This is a genomic window from Nocardioides halotolerans DSM 19273, from assembly GCF_000422805.1.
Classification (GTDB): Bacteria; Actinomycetota; Actinomycetes; order Propionibacteriales; family Nocardioidaceae; genus Nocardioides; species Nocardioides halotolerans.
In genome coordinates this window covers 386,752-408,575 of sequence record NZ_AUGT01000009.1, presented here as the reverse complement: position 1 = coordinate 408,575, position 21,824 = coordinate 386,752, and the positions used below count along the sequence as shown (strand labels likewise).

Here is a 21,824-nt window from a genome sequence, read left to right as displayed (position 1 = left end):
GCACCGGCCGGTTACCGTTCCTCGTATGGATCTGGTGCCGAAGCCCGACCAGGTCGTCGCGGCGGCCGGCAACGTGGCGCACAAGGTCCTCTACGGGGGACTCGCCGACCTGCGACCGATGCCGCGCACCCTGATCGACGAGGGCGAGCTGCGCGAGGTCTACCACTACCGGCCCGCCGCGACGGCGCGCGAGCAGGGCGACCCGGTGCTGCTGGTGACGCCGCTCGCGGCACCGGCCCTGTGCTTCGACCTCCGCCGGGGCTGCTCGCTGGTCGAGCACTTCGTCGAGGCGGGGCGACCCACCTACCTCGTGGAGTACGGCGAGGTGTCGTTCAAGAACCGGTCGCTCGGCATCGAGCACTGGGTCGAGGAGGTCGTGCCGACGGCCATCGAGGAGGTCTCCCGGCACGCCGGCGGCCGGCCCGTGCACCTGGTCGGCTGGAGCCTGGGCGGGATCTTCGCCCTGCTGGCGGCCGCCGACCGCACCGACCTGCCGATCGCCTCGGTCTCGGTCGTGGGCTCGCCGGTCGACGTCAGCCAGGTGCCGCTGGTCGCGCCGCTGCGCCCGCTGCTGAACCTCACCGACGGCCGCCTGCTGACGCCCGTCTACCAGCTCATGGGCGGGGCGCCGAAGCCGCTGGTGAAGTGGGCCTTCCAGCTCTCGTCGTTCCAGAAGCTGGTCACCAAGCCCCTGGCCGTCGCGACCCGGCTCGACGATGCCGACTTCCTCGCGCAGATGGAGGCGGTCGACCGGTTCACCGCCAACATGATCGCCTACCCCGGCCGCAGCTTCGGGCAGCTCTACCACCGCTTCGTGCGCAGCAACGTGATGAGCACCGGCCGGTTCGAGCTCGCGGACCGGACGATCGACCTCGCCGCGATCACCGCGCCGGTGCTGGTCTTCGCCGGCGCCACCGACGGGATCGCGCCGGTCAACGCCGTGAAGGCGGTAATCCCCCTCCTGAGCGGCGCTCGCGACGTGCGCTTCGAGATCGTGCCCGGCGGCCACCTCGGCATGCTCACCGGCCGGGCCGCGCGCGGCTCGACCTGGCGGGTCCTCGACGAGTGGGTCGGCCAGTGGTCGACCACCGACGAGCCGACCCCCGTGGCGAAGAAGGCCGCCACGATCGCGAGCAGGAAGGCGGCGGCCAGCAGGAAGGCGGCCACCAAGAAGGCCGCCACCAAGAAGGGGGCCACCAGGAAGGCCCCCACCAAGCGGGTCGCCACCAAGCGGGTCGCCACCGGGAAAGCCGCCACCAAGAGGGCAGCCACCGGGAGCGCTCCGGCGAAGGTCGCCGCGAAGAAGGCAGCGACGAAGAAGGCAACGACGAAGAAGGCAACCGCCACGGCGGCGACCAGGAACACGGACGCCGACCCCACGGCGATCGGCGCCAACCCGACTCGCCGTTACGGCTCCGCGAGCTCGCGCGGGCTCGCCCGCTGACCGCCCCGGCGCGGGACTGCACCGCATCCGAGCCGCGGGGACGCCCATTTGTGGTGCAGTCCCGCGCCACAGGGGCGGCTGCGGCATGTGCACCGCTTCCGGGCCTCCAGCGGACTCGGATGTGGTGCAGATCGTCGGCGGCGCGGCCGGCCGGCCGGAGGGCGTGTCCTAGTCTGCGACCGTGGACGCCGCCTCGAGCCTGCCGCGGTCGGTGCGGGTCGGCTACGGATCCGGGTCGGTCGCGACCGGTGCGTTCGGCACCGTGCCGGGGCTGATGCTGCTGCCCTACCTCACCGACAGCCTCGGCATCGCGGCGCTGGCCGCCGGGTTCATCGTGTTCCTGCCCAAGGCCTGGGACGTGGTGCTGAACCCGATCGCGGGCCGGATCAGCGACCGCACCGACGATCCCCGTGGCCCGCGACGCCCGTGGCTGCTGCGCGCCGGGCTCACGCTCGCCGTCGCGTTCGCGCTGCTGTTCGCCGCGCCCTCGATGGGCTCGAGGGAGGCGGAGGCCGCCTGGGTGCTCGTGTGCTTCCTGGGCTGCGCCACGGCGTACGCGTTCTTCCAGGTGCCCTACGTCTCGATGCCCGCGGAGATGACGGCGTCGTACGACGAGCGCACCCGGCTGATGACCTGGCGGGTGGCGATCCTGGCGTTCACGATCATGCTCGCGGGCGCGACGGCGCCGGTGATCCGGGACGCCGTCGGTGGTCGCGCGGGCTATCGCGTGATGGGCGTCGCCATGGCGCTGGTGATCGTGGTCGGCGTGGTGAGCACCTACCGAGGCACCCGCCACGCGCCGGTCGGCGCGGTCGAGGCCGGGCCGGGCACGCTGCGCGACCAGCTCAGGATCGTCGCCGGCGCGCGCGACTTCCGCCTCCTGCTCGTCACCTTCGTCGTCCAGGCGCTCGCCACCGGCTGCATGCTGGCCGGCGTCGACTACCTGGCCGGCGACGTGCTCGACCGCACGGGCGCGACGACGGTGCTCTTCGTCTGCTTCGTCGGACCGGCCCTGCTGCTGACGCCCGCGTGGTCGGCGATCGGGGCGCGGATCGGCAAGAAGCAGGGCTACCTCCTCGCCTCGGCCGTGCTCGCGGCCGGGGCGCTGCTCGCGGTGGTCGCCCGCACCGCGCCGTTCGGGGTGGTCGTCGCCGCGGTCGCGCTGGTCGGCGTGGGGTACGCCGGCTGCCAGGTCTTCCCGCTCGCCATGCTGCCCGACGCGGCGGCCGTCGACGCGCGCCGCACGGGCAGCTCGCGGGTCGGCGTCTACACCGGCGTGTGGACCGCCGGCGAGACCCTGGGCCTTGCGCTCGGCCCCGGTCTCTTCGCGCTGGTGCTGGCCGTGGGCGGCTACCGGTCGAGCACCGACGGCGACGTCGCGCAACCGGACTCCGCGCTCACCGCGATCACGCTCGGGTTCTCGCTGCTGCCCGCCGCGCTGGTCGTCCTCAGCCTGGTCTGGCTGGTGCGCTACACGCTCGGCTCCGACCAGGTCGACGAGGCCCCGACGGGGGTCGCGGCATGAACGCCCCCCAGGACGTGAGCGACGCGCTCGCCCGCCTCCGGGCGCTGCAGGCCGCCGACCTGCCGGTGCACGGCGGCCGGACCCTGGCCTACGTCTACGACTCCGGGCTGCCCGACGTGGACCGCATCGGCCGCGAGGCGGTCGCGGCGTACGCCGGCTCCAACGGGCTCGACCCCACGGCGTTCCCCAGCCTGCTCCGGATGGAGAACGACCTCGTCGGCTTCGCCCTCGGCCTGCTCGACGGACCCGAGTCGGCGGTCGGCACCGTCACCTCGGGCGGCACCGAGTCGGTGCTGCTCGCGGTGCAGGCGGCGCGCGACGCGCACCCCGAGGTGACCGAGCCGCGTATGGTGCTGCCCGCCACCGCGCACGCGGCGTTCCACAAGGCCGCGCACTACTTCGGCGTCGAGCCGGTGCTGGTGCCTGTCGGTGCCGGCTTCGCCGCCGACGTCGCGGCGACCGAGGCGGCCGTCGACGAGGCCCGCCACCGCACCGTCCTCGTGGTCGGGAGCGCGCCGTCGTACGCGCACGGCGTCGTCGACCCGGTGACGGAGCTCGCGGCCATCGCCGCGGCGCGCGGCATCCGCTGCCACGTCGACGCCTGCATCGGCGGCTGGGTGCTGCCGTACGCCGCGCGGCTGGGTCGCGACGTGCCGCCGTGGACGTTCGCCGTCGACGGGGTCACCTCGATCTCGGTCGACCTCCACAAGTACGGCTACGCGCCCAAGGGCACCTCGCTGCTCCTGCACCGCACACCGGAGCTGCGCCGGCCGCAGTTCTTCGCCTCGGCGGCGTGGCCGGGCTACACGATGCTGAACTCGACCATGCAGTCGACCAAGTCGGGCGGCCCCCTGGCCGGCGCCTGGGCCGTGGTCGAGTCGCTGGGCGACACGGGCTACGAGCTCCTCTCCCGACAGGTGTTCGAAGCCGTCGACGCGATCGTCGCCGGGGCCGCCGACATCGCGGGTGTCTCCGTGCTCGTCCCTCCACAGTCGACGCTGGTCGCGCTGGTCACCGACGACAGCTGTGACGCGTTCACGGTGTGCGACGAGATGGCGGCCCGCGGCTGGTACGTCCAGCCCCAGATGTCCTACGCCGGCACGCCCCCGACGGTCCACCTCTCCGTGAGCGCCGCGACCGGAGCGCACGTGGCGGAGCTCCTCGCCGCGCTGCGCGACTCGGTGGCCGCCGCGCAGGGGTCGGGACCCGTCTCGGTCGACCCCGACGTCGTCGCCTTCATCGAGGCGCTCGACCCGCACGCGCTCACCGACGACGACTTCGACGGCCTGCTCACCGCCTCCGGGCTGGTCGCCGACGGTGCCGACGGCCTCGCCCTGCCCGACCGCATGGCCGGGGTCAACGCCCTCCTCGACGTCGCCTCGCCGTCGATGCGCGAGGCCCTGCTGGTCGCCTTCCTCGACCGGCTCTCGCGGCCGCACCGGCGCTGACCGGCCCCGGGGTCGCGCCGGGCGGGGTCAGCCGGGCTGGTGCTCGGCCAGCCACGTCTCCCGCGCCCGCTTGCCGGCCCTGGCCAGCCAGGCGTCCTGCACGACCTCGGCGAGCTCGTCGCGGGTCAGCTCGCCGACCCGCGAGCCGCGGAGCAGCACCGACGGGTGGCCGTCGAAGTGCGGCGTGGTGAAGAACGGCGTCGACTCGTCGAGGACCAGCGCCTGCTTGTCCTCCTCCGACTCGACCCAGAACACGATCACGTCGTCGTAGCGCTCGCCCGTCTCGGGGTCGACCGCGTCGGGTCGCGGGGTCCGGAAGAAGACGAAGCTGCGGCCGCCCACCTGATAGACCGCACGGTCGCGGTCGGGGTAGCGCTTCACGCCGGGCATCGCCGCGGCGAACTCGTGCACGTCGTCGACGCTCGCCCGTCGGGCTGCCACTACGGCGCCGTCGCGGAGGACGCCGGGTCGATGAGGATCTTCGCGTGCCGCTCGGGGTCGCCGAGCGCGTCGAACGCGTTCGCGACGCCGTCCAGCCCGACGGTGCCGGTGACCAGCGCGGACGCGTCGACCTTGCCGTCGGCCAGCGCGTGCAGCGTGTCGCGGAACTCCAGCGGGGTGTAGCAGAGCACGAAGCGGAGGTCGAGCTCCTTGTTGATCGCCATCGACGGCCGGAAGCTGTCGCCGCCCATGCACACGCCGACGACCACGACGCGCGACGCCATCGGCGCGGCGGACACGACCGACTCGATCATCCCCGGCACCCCGACGCACTCGAAGACCACCGGACCCGACGGGGTGGCGACCCCGGCCGCGTCGGCCGCGCGGAAGACGTGCCGCCAGCCGGGCACGCGGCGGAGCCGGTCCATGGAGCCGACCGCGAGGCGGAAGAGGTCGGGCGCGGAGGTGACGTGCTTCAAGCCGGCGTACGGCGAGTCCTCGGCCGGGTCGACGACGACGTGCGCCCCGCAGCGCTCGGCGAGCGCGCGCCGGCCCGGCGAGAGGTCGGAGGCGACGACGGTCCGGACACCTCGTGCGCGCAGCCAGCAGATCACCGCGAGGCCGACCGGCCCGCAGCCGAGCACGATCGCGACGTCGCGCCTCGACACCTCGGACGCGTTGACCGCGTGGAGCGCCACGGCCATCGGCTCGGTGAGCACGGCGACGTCGGGCGCCAGGCCGTTGGGGACCACGAACGACATCGACTGCTCGACCAGCACCTGCTCGGCGTACGCCCCCGGAGCCAGCGGCGAGAGCCCGATCGGATGCGCGTCGCGGCCGTGCCGCACGAGCGGGAACGACACGACGTGCGCGCCCTCGCGGAACTCCCGCCGGGCGCCTCGACCGCGCTCGCGCACCTCGCCGACCAGCTCGTGCCCGAGCACCGTGGGCGACGACGTCCGCATGAACGCGTCGTAGTCGAGCTCCTCCATCACCTCGGCGAGGTCGTCGCAGTGCCGGCGGGCGTGCAGGTCGGAGCCGCAGATCCCGCAGCGCAGCACGTCGAGGACGAGCTGTCCCCTGGCGGGCGTCGGGTCGGGCAGCTCGACCACCGACAGCTCGGTGCCCGCGCACGACACCGCCCTCACCGGACGCCCCTCAGCGCCGGCGCCCGGTCCGCGCGCTGCCGGGCCCGGTAGGCCCTGGTCTTCACCTTGTTGCCGCAGCCGTACTCGCAGTAGCTGCGCGAGCGGTTCTTCGACTGGTCGTAGAAGGCCCACTCACACTCGTCGAAGGCGCACACCTTCAGCCGCCACCAGTCCTCGGCGGCCCTGGCCTCGAGCGCTGCGAGCGCGACCTGCGCCAGCGCCCCCTCGACACCGCCGTCGGTCGGCGCCACGACGACGCCGTCGCCGGCCCACCGCAGGCGGACGGGCAGCTGCCGCAGCACCTCGTCGAGCGCCGTCAAGGGTGCGTCCTGCCCGACGTGGTTGAGCTCGAGGGCCTCGTGCAGCCCCTCGCGCAGGCGGAGCGCCGCAGCCCGGTGCCGCTCGGTCGTGCGGTGGGCGCCCGGCAGCAGCGCGTGCGAGCGCAGGAAGTCGGCGAGGCCGGCAGCGGTCGCCAGCGCGTCGGTCCCGAGGTCCCGGTCGACCGTGTTGACGAAGTCGCGCACGAGCGCCGCGGACCTGGGCGTCGGGTCAGGAGGCACGACACCACTGTAGAGCGAATACCGGTTGCCAATCCGAAGACACCACCATAGTTTGATCACTGGTGTCGTCAGGACTCGGAGAGGACGCGGTGTGAGCCACTACGGATACGTGATCGAGAAGCTGGTCAGCGAGCCGCTCGTGGCCGAGCGGCCCCGCGGGGCGACCCGGCGGCGCCGGCGGCGCCGGCGGCGCCGTCACCGCACGGCGACTGGCTCGTTGCTCAACCGGCCGTCCCCCGCACGCCGACGGGCAGGTCTGCTCGTCGTCCTGGGGGTCCGCGGCCGGACCTGACAGGAGCCCCCGTGAGCCGACCGCCGACCCACCCCCTCTCCCGGCGATCGGTCGTGGCCGGTGCCTCCGCCGCGCTGGTCGGCACCGGAGGCCTGGTCGGCGCGCTGACCGGCGAGTCGGAGGCCGCGGTCGTGGCCGGCACTCGTCAGGGCGCGCTCCCGAGGGCCGTCGACGTGGTCGTGGTGGGCGCCGGGATCTCCGGCCTGGTCGCGGCCCGTGAGGTGGCGCGCAAGGGCCGCTCGGTGCTCGTCGTCGAGGCGCGCAAGCGGGTCGGCGGCCGGGTGCTGAACCACCGGCTGACCACGAGCCACGGCTCGGGGGTCATCGAGTCCGGCGGCGCGTTCATCGGCCCGACCCAGAACCACATCGCGGCGCTCGCCGACGAGCTCGGCGTACCGACGTTCCCCGAGTACAACACCGGCAGCAGCGTCTACCTGTCGTCGCTGATCGGCCGGCTGGAGTACCCCGGCACCGTCCCGCCCGACCCGACGATCCTCGCGGACGCCGCGCTGCTGCTGCAGCAGATCGACGGCTTCGCCGCCGAGATCGACGTGGCCGCGCCCTGGGCGCACCCGCGGGCCCGGGAGTGGGACTCGATGACGCTGAGCCAGTGGATCCACGCCAACGCGCTCAACCCGGCCGGCATCGAGAACGTCATCACGTGCTGGACCCAGCCCGGCTTCGGCGCCGACCCGAGCGAGCTGTCGTTCCTCTTCACGCTCTGGTACGTCGCGTGCTCGGGCGACGAGGCCCACAAGGGCACCTTCTCCCGCAACTCCGACACGGCCAGCGGCGCCCAGGAACGGCGCTTCGTCGGCGGGTCCCAGCGGGTGCCGCTCAAGCTGGCCCGCTCGCTCGGTGACGCGGTCGCGCTGCACGCGCCCGTGCGCCGCATCGTGCAGAAGCACCACCGGGTGCACGTGCGCACCGGGCGCGGCACCGTCGTCGCCAGGCGGGTGATCGTCGCCGCCCCGCCGCCGACCGTCCTCGACGTGGGCTTCCACCCCGGCCTGCCTGCGGACCGCCGCGCGCTGCTGTCGTCGCTGCGGATGGGCCAGCTGATGAAGTGCGACGCGGTCTACGAGACGCCGTTCTGGCGGGCCGCGGGGCTCAACGGCTTCGGCATCTCCGACCACGGCGCCGCCCGCGCGGTCTTCGACAACACGCCGCCGTCCGGAGGCCCCGGCGTGCTGCTCGCCTTCGTCGGCGGCTCGACGTGGCGGTCGTACGGCGCGCTGCCCGCCGACCAGCGGCGGTCCGCGGTGCTCCAGGGCTTCGCCGAGATGTTCGGCCCGCAGGCGCTGCACCCGATCGACTTCGTGGAGCACGACTGGACGCGCGAGCGCTGGTCGCGCGGCGGGCCGACGGCGATCCACGCGCCGGGGGCGCTGGCGACGTACGGCCCGTCCGTGCGCCGCCCCCTCGGTCGCGTGCACTGGGCCGGCACCGAGACGGCGACGTACTGGTCGGGCTACATGGACGGCGCGGTGAGCTCCGGCAAGCGGGCCGCCGCGGAGGTGCTGGCGAAGCTGCGTCGCTGAGCGCGTCCGCCCTCGGTAGGTTGGCCCGCGTGTCAGCGCTGGCCGGGCTCGTCGACAAGGGGCTGATGGCGCCGGACTGGGGCGAGGCGCTCGCGCCGGTGGACGACCGGATCGCGCGGATGGGGGAGTTCCTGCGCGCCGAGGTCGCGGCCGGACGCCGCTACCTCCCGGCCGGCGACCACGTGTTCCACGCGTTCCGGCGTCCGCTGGCCGACGTACGCGTGCTCGTGGTCGGGCAGGACCCGTACCCGACGCCGGGGCACCCGATCGGGCTGAGCTTCGCGGTCGAGCGGCACGTCTGGCCGCTGCCGCGGAGCCTGGTCAACATCTACGTCGAGCTGCGCGACGACCTCGGCATCGTGCCGCCGCGGCACGGCGACCTCAGCGGCTGGGCCGACCAGGGCGTGATGCTGCTCAACCGGGTGCTGACCGTGCGGCCCGGCGAGTCCGCGTCGCACCGCGGCCGCGGCTGGGAGGAGGTCACCGAGCGGGCGATCAGCGCGCTGGTCGACCGCGGCGGCCCGTGCGTCGCGATCCTCTGGGGCCGCGACGCCCAGTCGCTGAAGCCGATGCTCGGCTCGGTGCCGTGGGTCGAGTCGGTGCACCCCTCACCGCTCTCGGCGAGCCGCGGCTTCTTCGGCTCCCGGCCGTTCTCCCGGGTCAACCGGCTGCTCGAGGAGCAGGGCGCCGAGCCGGTGGACTGGACGCTGCCGGCGTAGGGGGATAGTCCCTGACGAACGGGCCCCGTTCTCGCCGGTCCAGGGGCCTGTTCGTCACGGACTACCCCGACCCCATGGCGGAATAAAGTTGAATGTGAAACCATTGGTGTCGTCATGGACTCCCGGATGCCCGCCCTCTACATCGGTCACGGCGCCCCGCCGCTGCTCGACGACCCCGTGTGGTCGGGCCAGCTCGCCGCGTGGGCGCGGGACCTGCCGCGACCCCGGGCGATCCTGATCGTGAGCGCGCACTGGGAGTCCGCGCCGGTGATGCTCAGCGCCGACCGGGCGCCGCTGGTCTACGACTTCGGCGGCTTCGACGCGAAGTACTACCGGATGACCTACGAGACCCCGTCGGCCACCGACCTCGCGCAGCGGGTCGCGGCGATGATGCCGAGCACCGAGCCGGTGCACCAGCACGCCAGCCGCGGCCTGGACCACGGCGCGTGGGTGCCGCTGCGGATCATGTACCCCGAGGCCGACATCCCGGTCCTGCAGCTCTCGCTGCCGACCCACGACCCGGTGCGCCTCCTCGCCCTCGGCGAGCGGCTCCGTCCTCTGCGCGACGAGGGCGTGCTGATCATGGGCTCCGGCTTCCTCACGCACGGCCTGCCGTTCCTCAAGGAGTTCCGTATCGAGGCCGAGGCCCCCGGCTGGTCGACCGACTTCGACGCCTGGGCCGGCGAGGCCCTGGCCCGCGGTGACGTGGACGCGCTCGCGGCGTACCAGTCCCAGGCGCCCGGCATGCCCTACGCCCACCCGACCGTCGAGCACTACACGCCGCTCTTCGTCACCCTCGGCGCGGCCACCGACCCGGAGGCTCCCGGCGAGCAGGTCATCGACGGCTTCTGGATGGGGTTGTCGAAGCGGAGCCTGCAGGTCGCCTGACGTCTGGAGGGGCTGCCCGAGAGGTGGCCGCTCAGCGCAGGCGCGTCTTCCGCATCAGCTTGAGGCCGGAGAGCATGCCCTTGACGTACTTGTCGTAGTCCTGGCCCGGCCTGGCACCCATCACCTGCTTCTTGAGCACGGCGAGGTTCTGGACGTCGGTGTACTTCAGCAGCCCCTGGTCGCCGTGGCGCGCACCGACGCCCGACTGCTTCACGCCACCGGACGGCGTCCCCTTGGAGGCGAACGCCGTCGCGAGGATGTCGTTGACGTTGACGTTGCCCGACTCGATGCGGCGGCCGACCGCGCAGGCGGCGTCGACGTCGCCGCCCCACACCGAGGCGTTGAGCCCGTAGTCGGTGTCGTTGGCGAGCGCGACCGCCTCGTCGACGGTGGAGTACTTGTGCAGCGCGACGACTGGGCCGAAGGTCTCGGTCACCCCGGCGACCATGTCCTTGGTGACGCCCTCGAGGATCGTCGGCTCGAAGAACGCCGGCCCGAGGTCGGGACGTGCGCGGCCGCCGGTCAGCACGGTGGCGCCCTTGGCGACGGCGTCCTCGACGTGCGACTTCACCCGCTCCATGTGGTCGGGCGAGACGAGCGAACCGACGTCGGGCCCGAAGTCGTACGACGCGCCGAGGGTCAGTGCCTCGGTCGCGGCGACGAGGCGCGAGCGGATCTCGTCGTACCTCGACGCGGGGAGGTACATCCGCTCGATGTGCATGCAGATCTGGCCGGTGTTGCCGAACGCCCCGAACATCGCACCCTGGACGACCTCGTCGAGGTTCGCGTCCTCGAGCACGATCATGGGGTTCTTGCCGCCGAGCTCGAGGCAGCAGCCGATCAGGTTGCGGCCCGCGCGCTCGCCGATCACGCGGCCGGTCGCGGTCGACCCGGTGAACATCACGTAGTTGGCGTGGTCGATGAGCGCGGGGCCGACGTCCGGGCCCTCACCGCACACGACCTGGAACAGCCCGCGCGGCAACCCGGCCTCCTCGAGCAGCTGCACGCCGTAGAGCGGCGACAGCGCGGTCTTGTTGTCCGGCTTGAGCACGATGCCGTTGCCGGCCATCAGCGCCGAGATCGAGTCGGAGATGCCGGTCGCGAACGGGAAGTTCCACGGCGCGATGATCCCGATGATCCCCTTGGGCAGCCGGATCTCCGTGGACGTCGACAGCAGCGGCACCGGGCCGCCGCGCTTGACCGGCTTGAGCAGCTTGGGCGCCCGCTTGAGGTAGTGGCTCATCACCATCACCGGGTCGCAGGTCTCCTCGATCGCCATCCGGCGGTTCTTGCCCGACTCGGCCTGGATCAGGTCGGTCGTCGTCTGCGCCTTGTCGATGAAGAGCGCGTGGGCGCGCTCGAAGACCGCCAGCCGCTCGCGCAGCGGCCGGGCCGCCCACTCCTTCTGGACCTCGCGGGCCGTGGCGTACGCCGCCGCGACGTCCTCCGGCGTCGACTGCGGCAGCTCGACGAGGAGGTCGCCGGTGTAGACCTCGGTGAGCTTCCAGCTGCCGCCGCTGGTCGACGGCACGCGCGAGACGAGCTTGTCGAGGAACGCGTCGGTGAGCGACGCGGGTCGCTGAAGAGCCATCGGGTCATCCCCTTCCGAGCACGAGGTCCGCGCCCCGCTCGCCGATCATGATCGCCGGCGCGTTGGTGTTGCCGCCGGTGATCGACGGCATGATCGAGGCGTCGCAGACGCGCAGCCCCTCGACGCCGCGCACGCGCAGGTCGGGGCCGACGACCGCGAGCTCGTCGACGCCCATCCGGCAGGTGCCGACGCCGTGGTAGACCGACGTGGCGCGGTTGAGGATCGCGTCGCGCAGCGCCTGTCCCCGGAGCTCCGCGCCCGGGTGCAGCTCGTCGACGATCGAGCCCGCGATCGCGGAGCCGGCGAAGATCTCGCGCACCATCTCCGAGCCCTCGGCGAGCACCTCGAGGTCGCTGGGGTCGGCGAGGTACTGGAAGTCGATCAGGGGGGCCGCGGTCGGATCGCTGGATGCCAGCCGCAGCGTGCCGCGGCTCTTGGGATAGATCAGGGTGCTGAGGACGGTGAGTGCCGGGTGCTTGTCCACGTCGTGGCGGATGGGCTCGTCCTGGTTGGGCGAGACGTAGGACCACGGCAGCAGGTGCAGCTGGAGGTCCGGGATCGAGCCGGCCTGCGAGGTCTTGAGGAAGGCGAGCACCTCGAAGACCGAGTTGGCCATGAACGTCGAGCCGGGCCGGACGATCTCCGTCGCGGTGCCGCGCATGAAGTAGGGGGCGGTCCCCTTGTTCTTGCTGGCGGTCGAGCGGAAGGTCAGCGCGTGGAACATGTGGTCGTGCAGATTGTCGCCGACCGGCAGGTCCGCGACGACGTCGATGCCGTGGTCCTTGAGGTGCTGCGCGTGGCCCACCCCGGAGAGCATCAGGATCTGTGCCGACCCGACGAAGCCCGCGGAGAGGACGACCTCCTTGCCGGCCCGGATCGTGCGCCTGGCGCCGCGCCCCTTCTTGGACACGTCCTGGACCTCGATGCCGACCGCGCGACCGCGCTCGATGATCACCTTGCGCGTCAGCGTCTCGGTCTGGAGCTGGAGGGTCTTCGGCGCCAGGTGGTGGATGTAGCCGCGTGAGGCGCTGTAGCGCAGCCCGTGGTCGGCGTTCTGCTGCATCCGGCCGACGCCCTCCTGCGAGGCGCCGTTGTAGTCGTCGAGGATCTCGCAGCCGGTCACGTCGGCGGTCGCCTGGAGGAACTCCAGCGAGCCCTGCTGGGGCCTGCTGTTGATGGTGACGTGGATCGGCCCGCCCTTGCCGCGGAACTGGTCCTCTCCGCCCTCGAAGTCCTCCATCCGCTTGTACGCCGCGTTGACGCTGTCGGCGTCCCAGCCGGTGTTGCCCTCGGCGGCCCAGGAGTCGTAGTTGGCGCGGTTGCCTCGCACGTAGACCATGCCGTTGATCGAGCTCGACCCGCCGACCACCTTGCCGCGCGGCACCGGCATCTTGCGATCGAGCAGGTGCTTCTGCGGCACGGAGTAGAAGCCCCAGTCGACGCGCTTCTTGATCTCGGGGACCGAGTGCATCGGGCCGATCATCCCCGGCTTCTTCACCAGGAACTGCTCGTCGCTCTTGCCCGCCTCGACCACGATCACGCTGGCCCCGGACTCCGCCAGCCGCCCCGCGATCGCCGCCCCCGAGCTGCCGGAGCCCACCACGACGTAGTCCGCCTCGTCGGCGTACGGCGCCTTCTTCACCATGGGCGGAACTGTAACCTGTTCTAGTTTCTGGTGGTAGGGCCGCCGAGATGAGGCAACGGGCTGTGGCCGGGCCGGAAGTCAGCCACTTTCCGCATCTCGACGAGCGACGCCGGCCCCGCCACTGACACCATGGCCAGGTGCAGATCCTCTCGATCCAGTCGTCCGTGGCCTACGGACACGTGGGCAACTCGGCGGCGGTCTTCCCGCTGCAGCGGCTCGGGCACGAGGTCTGGCCGGTGCTCACCGTGCACTTCTCCAACCACACCGGGTACGGCGCGTGGCGCGGCCCGCTGCTCGACCCGGCCGACGTGCGCGAGGTCATCGCCGGCATCGGCGACCGCGCCGTGATCGGCCAGGACCTGTGGGCAGAGTGCGACGCGGTGCTGTCCGGCTACCAGGGCGACCCGGCGGTCGGTGCGGTGATCCTCGACGCCGTGGCGTCGGTGAAAGCCGCCAACCCTGACGCCGTCTACTGCTGCGACCCGGTGATGGGCGACGTCGGGCGCGGCATGTTCGTGCGGCCCGGCATCCCGGAGTACCTCCGTGACACGGTCGTGCCGCAGGCCGACATCCTCACACCCAACCACTTCGAGCTCGACTTCCTCGCCGGGACGACGACCTCCACCCTCGACGAGGTGCTCGCGGCGGTCGACACCGTGCGCGACCGCGGACCGCGCGACGTGCTCGTGACGTCGGTGCTGCACCAGGACGTCGCGGACGGCTCCCTCGACGTGGTCGCGGTCTCCGACGCCGGGGCCTGGGCGGTCACGACTCCCCTGCTGCCGATCGCGCCCAACGGGTGCGGCGACGTCACGGCCGCCCTCTACCTCGCCCACCTGACCACGACCGGCTCCCCCGCGCAGGCGCTCGAGCGGACCACGGCGTCGGTCTTCGCGGTGCTCGAGGCGACGCTCGCGGCCGGCACCCGCGAGATCCGGCTCGTGGCCGCCCAGGACGCCATCGCCTCGCCGCCGGCGACGTTCACCGCGCGCCGGCTGCGCTGACCCCGATGAGCACCTTCGACCTGGGCACGGTGCCCGCGGCGTTCGACCTCGCCGGGGTCTTCGTGTTCGCGGTCTCCGGCGCGCTCGTCGCCGTGCGGGCGCGGCTCGACCTGTTCGGCACGCTGGTGCTCGCCGGGGCGACCGGCCTGGGCGGCGGGCTGCTGCGCGACGTCCTGCTCGGCGACGTCCCTCCGCCGGGGCTGGTCGAGTGGCGCTACCTCGTGGCGGCGGCGCTCGGTGGCGTAGCGACGTTCTTCTTCCACCCGGCGGTGGCGCGGTGGGAGCAGCTCGTGCTGACGCTCGACGCCGCGGGGCTCGCGCTGTTCTGCGTGATCGGCGCGCTCAAGGCCGCGAACGCCGGCCTCGACCTCGTCCCCGCCGCGCTCCTCGGCATGATCACCGGCATCGGCGGCGGCATCGCGCGCGACGTCCTCGCCAACCGGGTGCCGGTGGTGCTCGAGGGCGGCTGGTACGCCACGCCCGCGCTCCTCGGCGCGACCTGGGCGGCGTTCGCCCAGGGCGAGGAGTGGTCGACCGCGGCCGTGCTGCTGCCCGGGATCGCCGTCTGCTTCACCTGGCGGGCGCTGGCCCTGCACCGCGACTGGTCACCGCGACCGGCGCGCGGACTCCGCTGAGTCGCGACGACGCTAGAAGGCGTCGTTGATCGTGATCTTGTCGTAGGCGTCGGGCAGCGGCTCCGCCGAGGTGCACTGGACGGTCACCGTGGTGTCCTCGGGGATCTTGTCGATCCCGTTGCCGGTGTAGCACTCGGCGGTCGCGACGATCTCGGTGCCCTGGTAGAGCTTCATCTCGGCCAGCAGGCGGTCCGCCTTGCCGCGGTGGTTGGTGACCTTGAGCTCGTCGACGTGCCAGGTCTGGCTGACCGGCTCGCCCACGATCGACCACCCGTCGGCGTACTCGAACCCGTCGACCTCGAACGCCTGGCCCTCGGTGATCTTCAGCGGGTTGTTGGGCCCGCCGATGGAGTCGTCGTTGAGCGCGTCGTTGGCCTTCTTGCCGACGACGGCGACGACCGCGATGCAGCCGCCCACGAAGACCAGGAACAGCACCGCGAAGACGATCAGGATGTTGCGGGCCGTGTGGCTCTGCTTGACCGGCTGGGTCAGGTACGGCTGCGGGTACGCCGGCTGGCCGTAGGCGGGCTGGCCGTACGCGGGCTGCTGGAGGGTGTGGGCGTAGCCCGCGGTCATCACCGGCTGGCCGGGCTGCGGCGTCTGCTCCGAGCCGAGCGGGCGGAAGTTGTCGCTCCACGCGGTGCCGTCCCACCAGCGCTCCTGGTCGCCCTGCGGGTACCAGCCGGCGGGCGGGTTGGGCGTCTGCGTCATCGGCGTGCCTTTCGAGCAGGTTGCTGGGCGAGGTCCCCGGTTCGACGCGCAGCGTGGCACAGAGGCTGCACCGGAGTCAGCAGCCGTCTGGCAGAACCCCTGCGGACATTTGACCCCTCCGGTGATCCGACGGAGCATGGCTGGGCCTGGCGCCCCCGCGCCGGAGCTTCGTCTACATGGGGACACCACATGAAGAAGATCGCCATCGCAGGACTCGTCACCGGCGCGCTGCTGCTCAGCGGAGCCGGCCTGGCCGGCACGACCGCCGTCGCGGCAGAGGTCGGGCAGCGGATCGCCAAGGGGGAGGTCCGCTCCAAGCACATCCAGGACGGGACCATCAAGATCAAGGACATCAAGCCGAGCGCCGTGCAGCGGCTCAAGGGCGAGCCCGGTCCGGCCGGCACCCCCGGTCAGGCCATCGTCGCCAACGTCACCACGAGCGCAAGCACCCCTGGCGCCGACCCGACGACCGGGCTCGTCCCGGTGCCCGTCGAGCTCTCCAGCGTCTTCACCGCCGACAAGGGCGTCGGGCTCATCAGCGCCGATCTCCCCGCTGGCCGCTACATCGTCGCCGGCACTGCGGTCTTCTACGCCGTCGGTGCGAGCACCGGTCAGTACGGCGAGGTCCGCGTGTTCAGCGCTGCCGGCACGCCGCAGGGCTCCTCGATCTTCTCCGGTGAGGTCCCGCCCGCCGCGCTCGGCGGAGTCGCGGCCCAGACGGGTGCGAGCGTGGAGATCAACCTGGCCACCGCGACCACCGTCACCCTCCGCGCCCGGCTGCGCGGCGGGGCTGCCGGTCCCAGCGCGGTGCTGGCCGGTGCCAACATGCTCATCACCAAGGTCGGCTAGTCGCTCCACTGGATCGTGCCCCCGGACCTCTGTGGTCCGGGGGCACGTTCGCGTCCGGGGCGTGGGCGACCGCCGAGCGGTAGCCCCTGAGGCGTCTGGGCGGATGGGCCGGCGACCTCGAAACGGTGGGCTGGCCTCGTGGACAGTGCCGGGTTCCGCCTTGTCGTCAACGTCGTCCTCTCGCCTCGCCCTGCGACGGGGACTGCGACCTCGGTGGCCTCGTCGGCCTCGGGTACGCCTTCGTCGCCCTGGTCGTCCACCCCGTCCCCGTGGTCCTCAACGAGCTCCGGCTCCCGACGCGACGGCGGCGGCGAGCGCGCGAGCACGGGCCGAGGTGAAGACCTGCTCGAGGGGCAGCGGTACGCCGTCCGGCCCGGCCAGGGGGACCCGCCAGTTGGGGTACTCGTCGGTGGTGCCCGGCTGGTTCTGGGTGCGGCGGTCGCCCACCGCGTCGGCGAGCGAGACGCACAGCAGCCGCGCCGGGGTGAGCGCGAGGTAGCGGTGCAGCGCCTGGGTCACCTCCTCGGCGTCCTCCGTCTCGTCGCCGCCGTCGAGCACGCCGCGCCGCCGCAGCTCGGCCAGCCAGGCGTCGACCTGCTCGCGCGCCGTGGCGAGCTCCTCGTCGAGGTCGCCCTCGAGGATGCCGAGCTGGTGCTGGAGCCGGACCTGGTCGCCCGCGAGGTAGCCGGCCGTCGGCGGGAAGTCGTGGGTGGTGACCGAGGCCAGGCTCCACTCGCGCCAGTGCTCGGCGGGCAGCGGGCCCCCCTGGTCGTCGTACTCGAACCACAGCACCGACGTGCCGAGCACCCCGCGCGAGGACAGGTAGTCGCGGGTCTCGGGCGGGACGACGCCGAGGTCCTCGCCGACGACGACCGCGCCGGCGCGGTGCGCCTCGAGCGCGAGGACACCGATCAGGGCCTCGTGGTCGTAGCGGACGTAGGTGCCCTGGTCGGGCGGGCCGCCGACGGGGATCCACCAGAGCCGGAACAGCCCGAGGATGTGGTCGACCCGCACACCGCCCGCGTGCCGCAGCACTGCGCGGATGAGGTCGCGGAAGGGCTGGTAGCCGAGCTCGGCGAGCCGGTCGGGCCGCCACGGCGGCTGGCTCCAGTCCTGGCCGAGCTGGTTGTAGGGGTCGGGCGGGGCGCCGACCTGCACCCCCTGCGCGTAGACGTCCTGGAGCCGCCACGCGTCGGCGCCGCCCGGGTGCACGCCGACGGCGAGGTCGTGCATGATCCCGAGGCCCATGCCGGCGTCCTGCGCCTTGGCCTGCGCCAGCAGCAGCTGCTCGTCCATCACCCACTGCAGCCAGCACTCGAAGTCGACCCGGTCGGCGTGGGCGCGCGCGACGTCGCGCACCGCCGCGCTGTCGTGGCGGCGCAGCTCGTCGGGCCACTCCCGCATGTCGTTGCCGTGGTCCTCGGCGAGCACGTTCCACGTCGCGAAGTCGGTGAGCGCGTCGCCCTCGCGGGCGCGGTACGCCGCGTAGTCGAGCTCGCGCCCGGCGGTGCGGGGCGCGGCGTGGACGATCCGCAGCGCGGCCCGCTTCGCCGTCCAGCTCGCGTCGCGGTCGACGGGGTCCTGGGGCGTGAGCCACGGCGGCAGCTGGCCGACGAGCTGGTCGACCGCGTCGCGCTCGGCCTGCGGCAGGGCGGCGTACTCCGGGATGCGCTCGACGCGCAGGTAGATCGGGTTGAAGAACCGCCGCGAGCTGGGCAGGTAGGGGGACGGCTCGAGCGGCGCCAGCGGCTCGGCGGCGTGGAGGGGGTTGATCAGGACGTAGTCGGCCCCCAGCTCGCTGGCCGACCAGACGGCGAGGTCGGTCAGGTCGGTCAGGTCGCCGAGGCCCCAGCTGCCGCCCGAGCGCAGGCTGTAGAGCTGGGTCGCGAACCCCCACTGGCGCCGGCGGTCGGCGTGCTCGGGGAGGCCGAGCCAGGCGGGCGTCACGACCAGGTGGCCCTCGGCGTCGGTGTCGCCGCTCCGGGCCCGGAGCCGGTGGTAGCCCAGCGGCAGGTCAGCGGGCACCGCGAACGTCGCCTCGCCGATCCGGCTCCCGTCGATCTCGCGGGGCTCCACCCAGTGGTCGACCTGCTCGGCCCGGCGGGCGCTGCCGTCCTCGAGCTCGACCCAGACCTCGACCGGGTCGCCGTCGATCACGTGCACGGGCACCTGCGTCAGCCGGCCCGCGACAGTCACCACGGCCGGCGGCAGCATGCGCAGCCACGGGGCGTGCTCCCGCTGCTGCCGAGCCCGCTCGGGGTCGGTGGTGTCGACACCCAGTGCGGCCAGGACCGCCTCGATCGTCTCCGCGCCGACCTGCACCTGCCGGCCGCGCCAGTCGGCGTACTCCGTCATCACGCCGCAGGCCCGGGCGAGGTCGACGAGCGACGCGGTCGGGGAGGTCACGCCCGCCAGTGTCCCAGCAGGCGCTCACCCATTCGCGAGCCGGTGACAGGAGTCGAACCCGCGACATCCTCTTTACAAGAGAGGCGCTCTACCAACTGAGCTACACCGGCATGGTGCGCCGGACATCGTAGTTGCGGCGCCGCGGGTTTCCCGCCTCCTCGCCCGGGGAAGGACTTCCGCGCCGGAGTCGTCCGACTGCTCCCGGCCGCGAGCCTCTCGGAGGGAACATGGGCTACTCCTACGACCAGCTGTCGACGTACATCAACGAGATGCGCGACGCCGCGATCGACTCGACGATGCACCTGCTCGGCTACGGCGGGTCGACCTCCTCCGGGTTCGACGGCGGCAACCCGCCGGTGCGCGTCACCCCGCTGGGCGGCCACTACGAGGGCAGCACGATGGTGCAGGGCGGCCAGGTCACCGACCCGACCGGTCAGTACGCCGGCACGATCGTCATCCCGCCGGGCTGGCCCTTCCACGACCTGCCGTCGATGGTCGACTACTACAACAACGCGATCAACGAGCTGTTCGACGACTGGTGGCAGATGCCGCGGCCCGACGAGTTCGACGGGCTGGTCAGCAGCGCACAGACGGCCGCGCACACGCTGGCGTTCCAGGCGCAGCTCAACGCCGGGCCCGGTTGCGCGGAGTTCGGCGCCAACGGGTCGCTGGCCGCGATCGACACGATGAACCAGTACCTCTCCAACTTCAACGGCGCGGCCATCCGCACGTTCGTGGCCAACTACGGCAACCGGCTCCCGCTGGTCACCCACAGCCAGGACGCCGTGGCGTGCATGGTGTGGTCGACCGTGGCGGGCGAGCGCGAGATCTGGAAGCGGACCCGCGAGAGCATCGCGGACATCGCGGGGCAGGGGCTGGCGGCCATGAAGGCGGCCGACGGCGGCGGTGGCTCCGGCGTCAAGGCCGTGCTCAACGTCGTCGGCGCCGTGGCCGTGATCGCGGCGCCGTTCACCGCCGGGACCAGCGAGGTCGCCGCCGCGGGGATCGCGGCGGTCGGCACCGTGCTGCAGACCTCGTCGGACTTCGTCGACGACTCCGCGCCCAAGCCCGTCGGGCTCGGCGGCGGCACCCCGATCGAGGTGCTGGCCAACATCCGCACGGCCCTCGACGAGCTCAGCGACCAGATCACCCAGGAGGAGCTCGGCATCTCCCGGTCGATGCAGAAGATCGACGGCCTCCTCGACGGCGGCAGCGCCGGCGACTTCACGATGGCCAACCCCGGCATCCTGGTCGACGACAACGCCGGCGACTTCCGGGCCGGCGGCGAGCTCAAGGCCGACTGGGACACGCTGCGCTGGATCGCCGACGAGGTGATGCCGCAGGTCACCCACCAGTACAAGACCGCGATCGCCGCGCTCGAAGACTGCCAGAGCAGCGACCCGTTCGCCCGGCCGAGCGGCATCGGGCTCTCGTCCGTCGGGCCCTACCTCGACTGGAACAGCGTGGTCGCCTCGCTGCGACTGGCGGTCGTGCAGAGCAAGAACCAGCTCGACCTGGTCGCCGAGCACCTCCACCTCGTCGCCGACGACTTCCAGCAGACCGACGCGGAGATCAGCGCCGAGCTCGAGGAGCACACCAGGGAGGTCAAGGACACCGTCTACGGCACCCCCGGGCTGCCCTGACGTCGACTCTCCGGCTCAGCTCATCCCGCCGTCGAAGGCCAGGATCGCGCCGGTGATCATCCGCGCCGCCGGCGACGCGAGGTAGACGATCGACTGGCCGATCTCGGCAGGGCTGATCGCCTTGCCCGGCAGCATCATCATCAGCCGGTCCATCACGCGCGGGTCCAGGTCGGGCGGGAAGATCTCCGCCACGTGCTGCACCAGTGGGGTGTCGACCGTGCCGGGGCACACGGCGTTGACCCTGATCCCCTCCGGCGCGAGCTCGAGGGCGAGGGCCCTGGTCAGCTGGGTCAGCCCGCCCTTGGCCGCGGAGTACGCGGCGGAATAGCCCTGCGGCTTGTTGCCCGCCACCGAGGAGACGTTGACGATGTTGCCCCCGGCAGCGCGGATGCGCGGCAGCGCGGCCTGGATCAGGAAGAACGGTCCCTTGAGGTCGACGTCCTGCACGCGGTCGTACTCCGCCTCGGTGATCTGCTCGAAGCGGCCGAACTGCACGATGCCGGCGACGTTCGCCAGGACGTCGATGCGTCCGCTCTCCGCACACCGCGCGACCGCCGCGTCGACGGCCGCCTTGTCGCCGACGTTGCACTCGACGTAGGTGACTGCGTCGGGGACGCTCGGCGAGATGTCGAGGCCGAAGACGGTGTCGCCCTGGTCGCGGAACAGCTCCGCTGTGGCGTAGCCGATGCCCGACGCCGCTCCGGTGACGACGACGGTGCGGGGCGGGTCGGTGGGCTCGGTCACCGGCGCAGACTAGAACGTGTTCTAGTTGGTGGCAAGTTCGAGTAAGGTCGAGGTATGACGGCCTTGACCATCGGCCAGCTCGCCGAGCGCTCGGGGGTCGCCACGTCGGCGATCCGCTTCTACGAGAGCCGGGGGCTGATCTCCTCCGAGCGCACGACCGGCAACCAGCGCCGCTACGCCCAGTCGACGCTGCGGAGGGTGGCGTTCGTTCGGACCGCGCAGCGGATCGGGCTGAGCCTGGAGGAGATCGGCGCCGCGCTCGCGACGCTGCCCGACGGGCGGACGCCGACCAAGGCCGACTGGCACCGCCTCAGCAGGGACTGGCGGCCGCGGCTCGACGACCAGATCCGCCGCATCGAGCTGCTCCGCGACCGCCTCGACAGCTGCATCGGCTGCGGCTGCCTCTCGCTGAAGTCGTGCGCGCTCACCAACCCCGGCGACGACCTCGCCGACCGAGGCCCCGGCGCCGTGTTGCTCGACCCGGACCGTCGACCGTGGTGACCCCTCGCCGGGATAGTCCCTGACGTTGGTGTTCCGGAAACGCCGGTTCACCGACACGAACGTCAGGGACTATCCCGCCGACGGCACTA

General features: G+C 72.7%; 19 protein-coding genes and 1 tRNA gene. 11 read left to right on the top strand and 9 right to left on the bottom strand.

From position 1 onward, the window contains the following. The first annotated feature begins 25 nt into the window (after window positions 1-25). From G514_RS0101815 to G514_RS0101805, 3 genes are all read left to right on the top strand, one after another. Entirely contained in the window at window positions 26-1,444 is a 1,419-nt protein-coding gene (locus tag G514_RS0101815; protein ID WP_028650369.1) for an alpha/beta fold hydrolase, read from the top strand. Window positions 1,445-1,625: 181 nt separating this feature from the next. After that, window positions 1,626-2,969 carry an MFS transporter gene (locus G514_RS0101810; protein ID WP_028650368.1) on the top strand — a complete coding sequence of 448 codons (1,344 nt, stop codon included), beginning with the start codon at window positions 1,626-1,628 and terminating at the stop codon, window positions 2,967-2,969. Next, window positions 2,966-4,417 carry a pyridoxal phosphate-dependent decarboxylase family protein gene (locus G514_RS0101805; protein WP_036563192.1) on the top strand — a complete coding sequence of 484 codons (1,452 nt, stop codon included), beginning with the start codon at window positions 2,966-2,968 and terminating at the stop codon, window positions 4,415-4,417. The genes G514_RS0101810 and G514_RS0101805 overlap by 4 nt, the downstream gene beginning before the upstream one ends. A gap of 27 nt (window positions 4,418-4,444) precedes the next feature. On the opposite strand, the gene G514_RS0101800 is transcribed toward G514_RS0101805, so the two are convergent. Genes G514_RS0101800 through G514_RS0101790 form a run of 3 tightly spaced genes read right to left on the bottom strand, consistent with a single transcriptional unit; the run spans window position 4,445 to window position 6,566 of the window. Then, complete coding sequence (locus G514_RS0101800; RefSeq protein ID WP_028650366.1) at window positions 4,445-4,858, bottom strand: MmcQ/YjbR family DNA-binding protein; 414 nt, start codon at window positions 4,856-4,858, stop codon at window positions 4,445-4,447. Further along, the gene (locus G514_RS0101795; RefSeq protein ID WP_028650365.1) at window positions 4,858-6,006 is read right to left on the bottom strand and encodes a zinc-binding dehydrogenase; all 1,149 of its coding nucleotides are present in this window, start codon (window positions 6,004-6,006) and stop codon (window positions 4,858-4,860) included. The genes G514_RS0101800 and G514_RS0101795 overlap by 1 nt, the downstream gene beginning before the upstream one ends. Continuing rightward, window positions 6,003-6,566 (bottom strand): CGNR zinc finger domain-containing protein, encoded by a 564-nt coding sequence (locus G514_RS0101790; protein ID WP_028650364.1) that lies wholly within the window; start codon window positions 6,564-6,566, stop codon window positions 6,003-6,005. The genes G514_RS0101795 and G514_RS0101790 overlap by 4 nt, the downstream gene beginning before the upstream one ends. Before the next feature lie 303 nt (window positions 6,567-6,869). Between G514_RS0101790 and G514_RS0101780 the strand changes: the two genes are divergently transcribed. The 3 genes from G514_RS0101780 (at window position 6,870) to G514_RS0101770 (ending at window position 10,006) form a co-directional block, all read left to right on the top strand. Next, window positions 6,870-8,399 carry a flavin monoamine oxidase family protein gene (locus G514_RS0101780; RefSeq protein ID WP_051246463.1) on the top strand — a complete coding sequence of 510 codons (1,530 nt, stop codon included), beginning with the start codon at window positions 6,870-6,872 and terminating at the stop codon, window positions 8,397-8,399. A 65-nt stretch (window positions 8,400-8,464) separates the two neighbouring features. Continuing rightward, a complete protein-coding gene (locus G514_RS0101775) occupies window positions 8,465-9,118 on the top strand; it encodes a uracil-DNA glycosylase (protein ID WP_084151729.1) in 654 nt (217 codons plus the stop codon). Between the two features lie 126 nt (window positions 9,119-9,244). Further along, window positions 9,245-10,006: a dioxygenase family protein gene (locus G514_RS0101770; protein ID WP_245582065.1), complete on the top strand. Its 762-nt coding sequence runs from the start codon at window positions 9,245-9,247 to the stop codon at window positions 10,004-10,006. A 31-nt stretch (window positions 10,007-10,037) separates the two neighbouring features. Here the strand turns inward: G514_RS0101770 and G514_RS0101765 are convergent, their stop codons facing one another. Continuing rightward, on the bottom strand, window positions 10,038-11,597 hold the full coding sequence (locus tag G514_RS0101765) for a succinic semialdehyde dehydrogenase (RefSeq protein WP_028650359.1): 1,560 nt from the start codon (window positions 11,595-11,597) through the stop codon (window positions 10,038-10,040). A gap of 4 nt (window positions 11,598-11,601) precedes the next feature. Beyond that, on the bottom strand, window positions 11,602-13,242 hold the full coding sequence (locus G514_RS0101760) for a GMC family oxidoreductase (protein WP_028650358.1): 1,641 nt from the start codon (window positions 13,240-13,242) through the stop codon (window positions 11,602-11,604). A 137-nt stretch (window positions 13,243-13,379) separates the two neighbouring features. Between G514_RS0101760 and pdxY the strand changes: the two genes are divergently transcribed. Continuing rightward, window positions 13,380-14,246, top strand: a complete 867-nt coding sequence (gene pdxY / locus G514_RS0101755) for a pyridoxal kinase PdxY (protein WP_028650357.1) — start codon at window positions 13,380-13,382, stop codon at window positions 14,244-14,246. 5 nt (window positions 14,247-14,251) lie between these two features. Beyond that, entirely contained in the window at window positions 14,252-14,881 is a 630-nt protein-coding gene (locus tag G514_RS0101750; protein WP_036563191.1) for a trimeric intracellular cation channel family protein, read from the top strand. A gap of 12 nt (window positions 14,882-14,893) precedes the next feature. On the opposite strand, the gene G514_RS30075 is transcribed toward G514_RS0101750, so the two are convergent. Further along, window positions 14,894-15,592 (bottom strand): DUF2510 domain-containing protein, encoded by a 699-nt coding sequence (locus G514_RS30075; protein WP_028650355.1) that lies wholly within the window; start codon window positions 15,590-15,592, stop codon window positions 14,894-14,896. 189 nt (window positions 15,593-15,781) lie between these two features. Between G514_RS30075 and G514_RS0101740 the strand changes: the two genes are divergently transcribed. Then, complete coding sequence (locus G514_RS0101740) at window positions 15,782-16,441, top strand: hypothetical protein (RefSeq protein ID WP_028650354.1); 660 nt, start codon at window positions 15,782-15,784, stop codon at window positions 16,439-16,441. Window positions 16,442-16,717: 276 nt separating this feature from the next. Here G514_RS0101740 and malQ read toward each other — a convergent pair whose 3' ends face one another. Next, window positions 16,718-18,796, bottom strand: coding sequence for a 4-alpha-glucanotransferase (gene malQ, locus G514_RS0101735; protein ID WP_051246583.1), 2,079 nt, complete (start codon window positions 18,794-18,796; stop codon window positions 16,718-16,720). 88 nt (window positions 18,797-18,884) lie between these two features. Then, a tRNA-Thr gene (locus G514_RS0101730) sits at window positions 18,885-18,957 on the bottom strand. 117 nt (window positions 18,958-19,074) lie between these two features. Between G514_RS0101730 and G514_RS0101725 the strand changes: the two genes are divergently transcribed. After that, on the top strand, window positions 19,075-20,490 hold the full coding sequence (locus G514_RS0101725; protein ID WP_028650352.1) for a hypothetical protein: 1,416 nt from the start codon (window positions 19,075-19,077) through the stop codon (window positions 20,488-20,490). 15 nt (window positions 20,491-20,505) lie between these two features. Here G514_RS0101725 and G514_RS0101720 read toward each other — a convergent pair whose 3' ends face one another. Further along, window positions 20,506-21,234 carry an SDR family NAD(P)-dependent oxidoreductase gene (locus tag G514_RS0101720; RefSeq protein ID WP_028650351.1) on the bottom strand — a complete coding sequence of 243 codons (729 nt, stop codon included), beginning with the start codon at window positions 21,232-21,234 and terminating at the stop codon, window positions 20,506-20,508. Between the two features lie 54 nt (window positions 21,235-21,288). Between G514_RS0101720 and soxR the strand changes: the two genes are divergently transcribed. Next, window positions 21,289-21,735, top strand: coding sequence for a redox-sensitive transcriptional activator SoxR (gene soxR, locus G514_RS0101715; RefSeq protein WP_028650350.1), 447 nt, complete (start codon window positions 21,289-21,291; stop codon window positions 21,733-21,735). Window positions 21,736-21,824 lie beyond the last annotated feature (89 nt).

Excerpts from the sequence above, each read along its gene's own strand:
- G514_RS0101805 (WP_036563192.1), top strand. The coding sequence starts at position 2,966 with ATGAACGCCCCCCAGGACGTGAGCGACGCGCTCGCCCGCCTCCGGGCG.
- soxR (WP_028650350.1), top strand. The coding sequence starts at position 21,289 with ATGACGGCCTTGACCATCGGCCAGCTCGCCGAGCGCTCGGGGGTCGCC.
- G514_RS30075 (WP_028650355.1), bottom strand. The coding sequence starts at position 15,592 with ATGACGCAGACGCCCAACCCGCCCGCCGGCTGGTACCCGCAGGGCGAC.
- G514_RS0101815 (WP_028650369.1), top strand. The coding sequence starts at position 26 with ATGGATCTGGTGCCGAAGCCCGACCAGGTCGTCGCGGCGGCCGGCAAC.
- G514_RS0101750 (WP_036563191.1), top strand. The coding sequence starts at position 14,252 with ATGAGCACCTTCGACCTGGGCACGGTGCCCGCGGCGTTCGACCTCGCC.
- G514_RS0101760 (WP_028650358.1), bottom strand. The coding sequence starts at position 13,242 with ATGGTGAAGAAGGCGCCGTACGCCGACGAGGCGGACTACGTCGTGGTG.
- malQ (WP_051246583.1), bottom strand. The coding sequence starts at position 18,796 with ATGACGGAGTACGCCGACTGGCGCGGCCGGCAGGTGCAGGTCGGCGCG.
- G514_RS0101765 (WP_028650359.1), bottom strand. The coding sequence starts at position 11,597 with ATGGCTCTTCAGCGACCCGCGTCGCTCACCGACGCGTTCCTCGACAAG.
- G514_RS0101740 (WP_028650354.1), top strand. The coding sequence starts at position 15,782 with ATGAAGAAGATCGCCATCGCAGGACTCGTCACCGGCGCGCTGCTGCTC.
- G514_RS0101775 (WP_084151729.1), top strand. The coding sequence starts at position 8,465 with ATGGCGCCGGACTGGGGCGAGGCGCTCGCGCCGGTGGACGACCGGATC.
- G514_RS0101770 (WP_245582065.1), top strand. The coding sequence starts at position 9,245 with ATGCCCGCCCTCTACATCGGTCACGGCGCCCCGCCGCTGCTCGACGAC.
- G514_RS0101725 (WP_028650352.1), top strand. The coding sequence starts at position 19,075 with ATGGGCTACTCCTACGACCAGCTGTCGACGTACATCAACGAGATGCGC.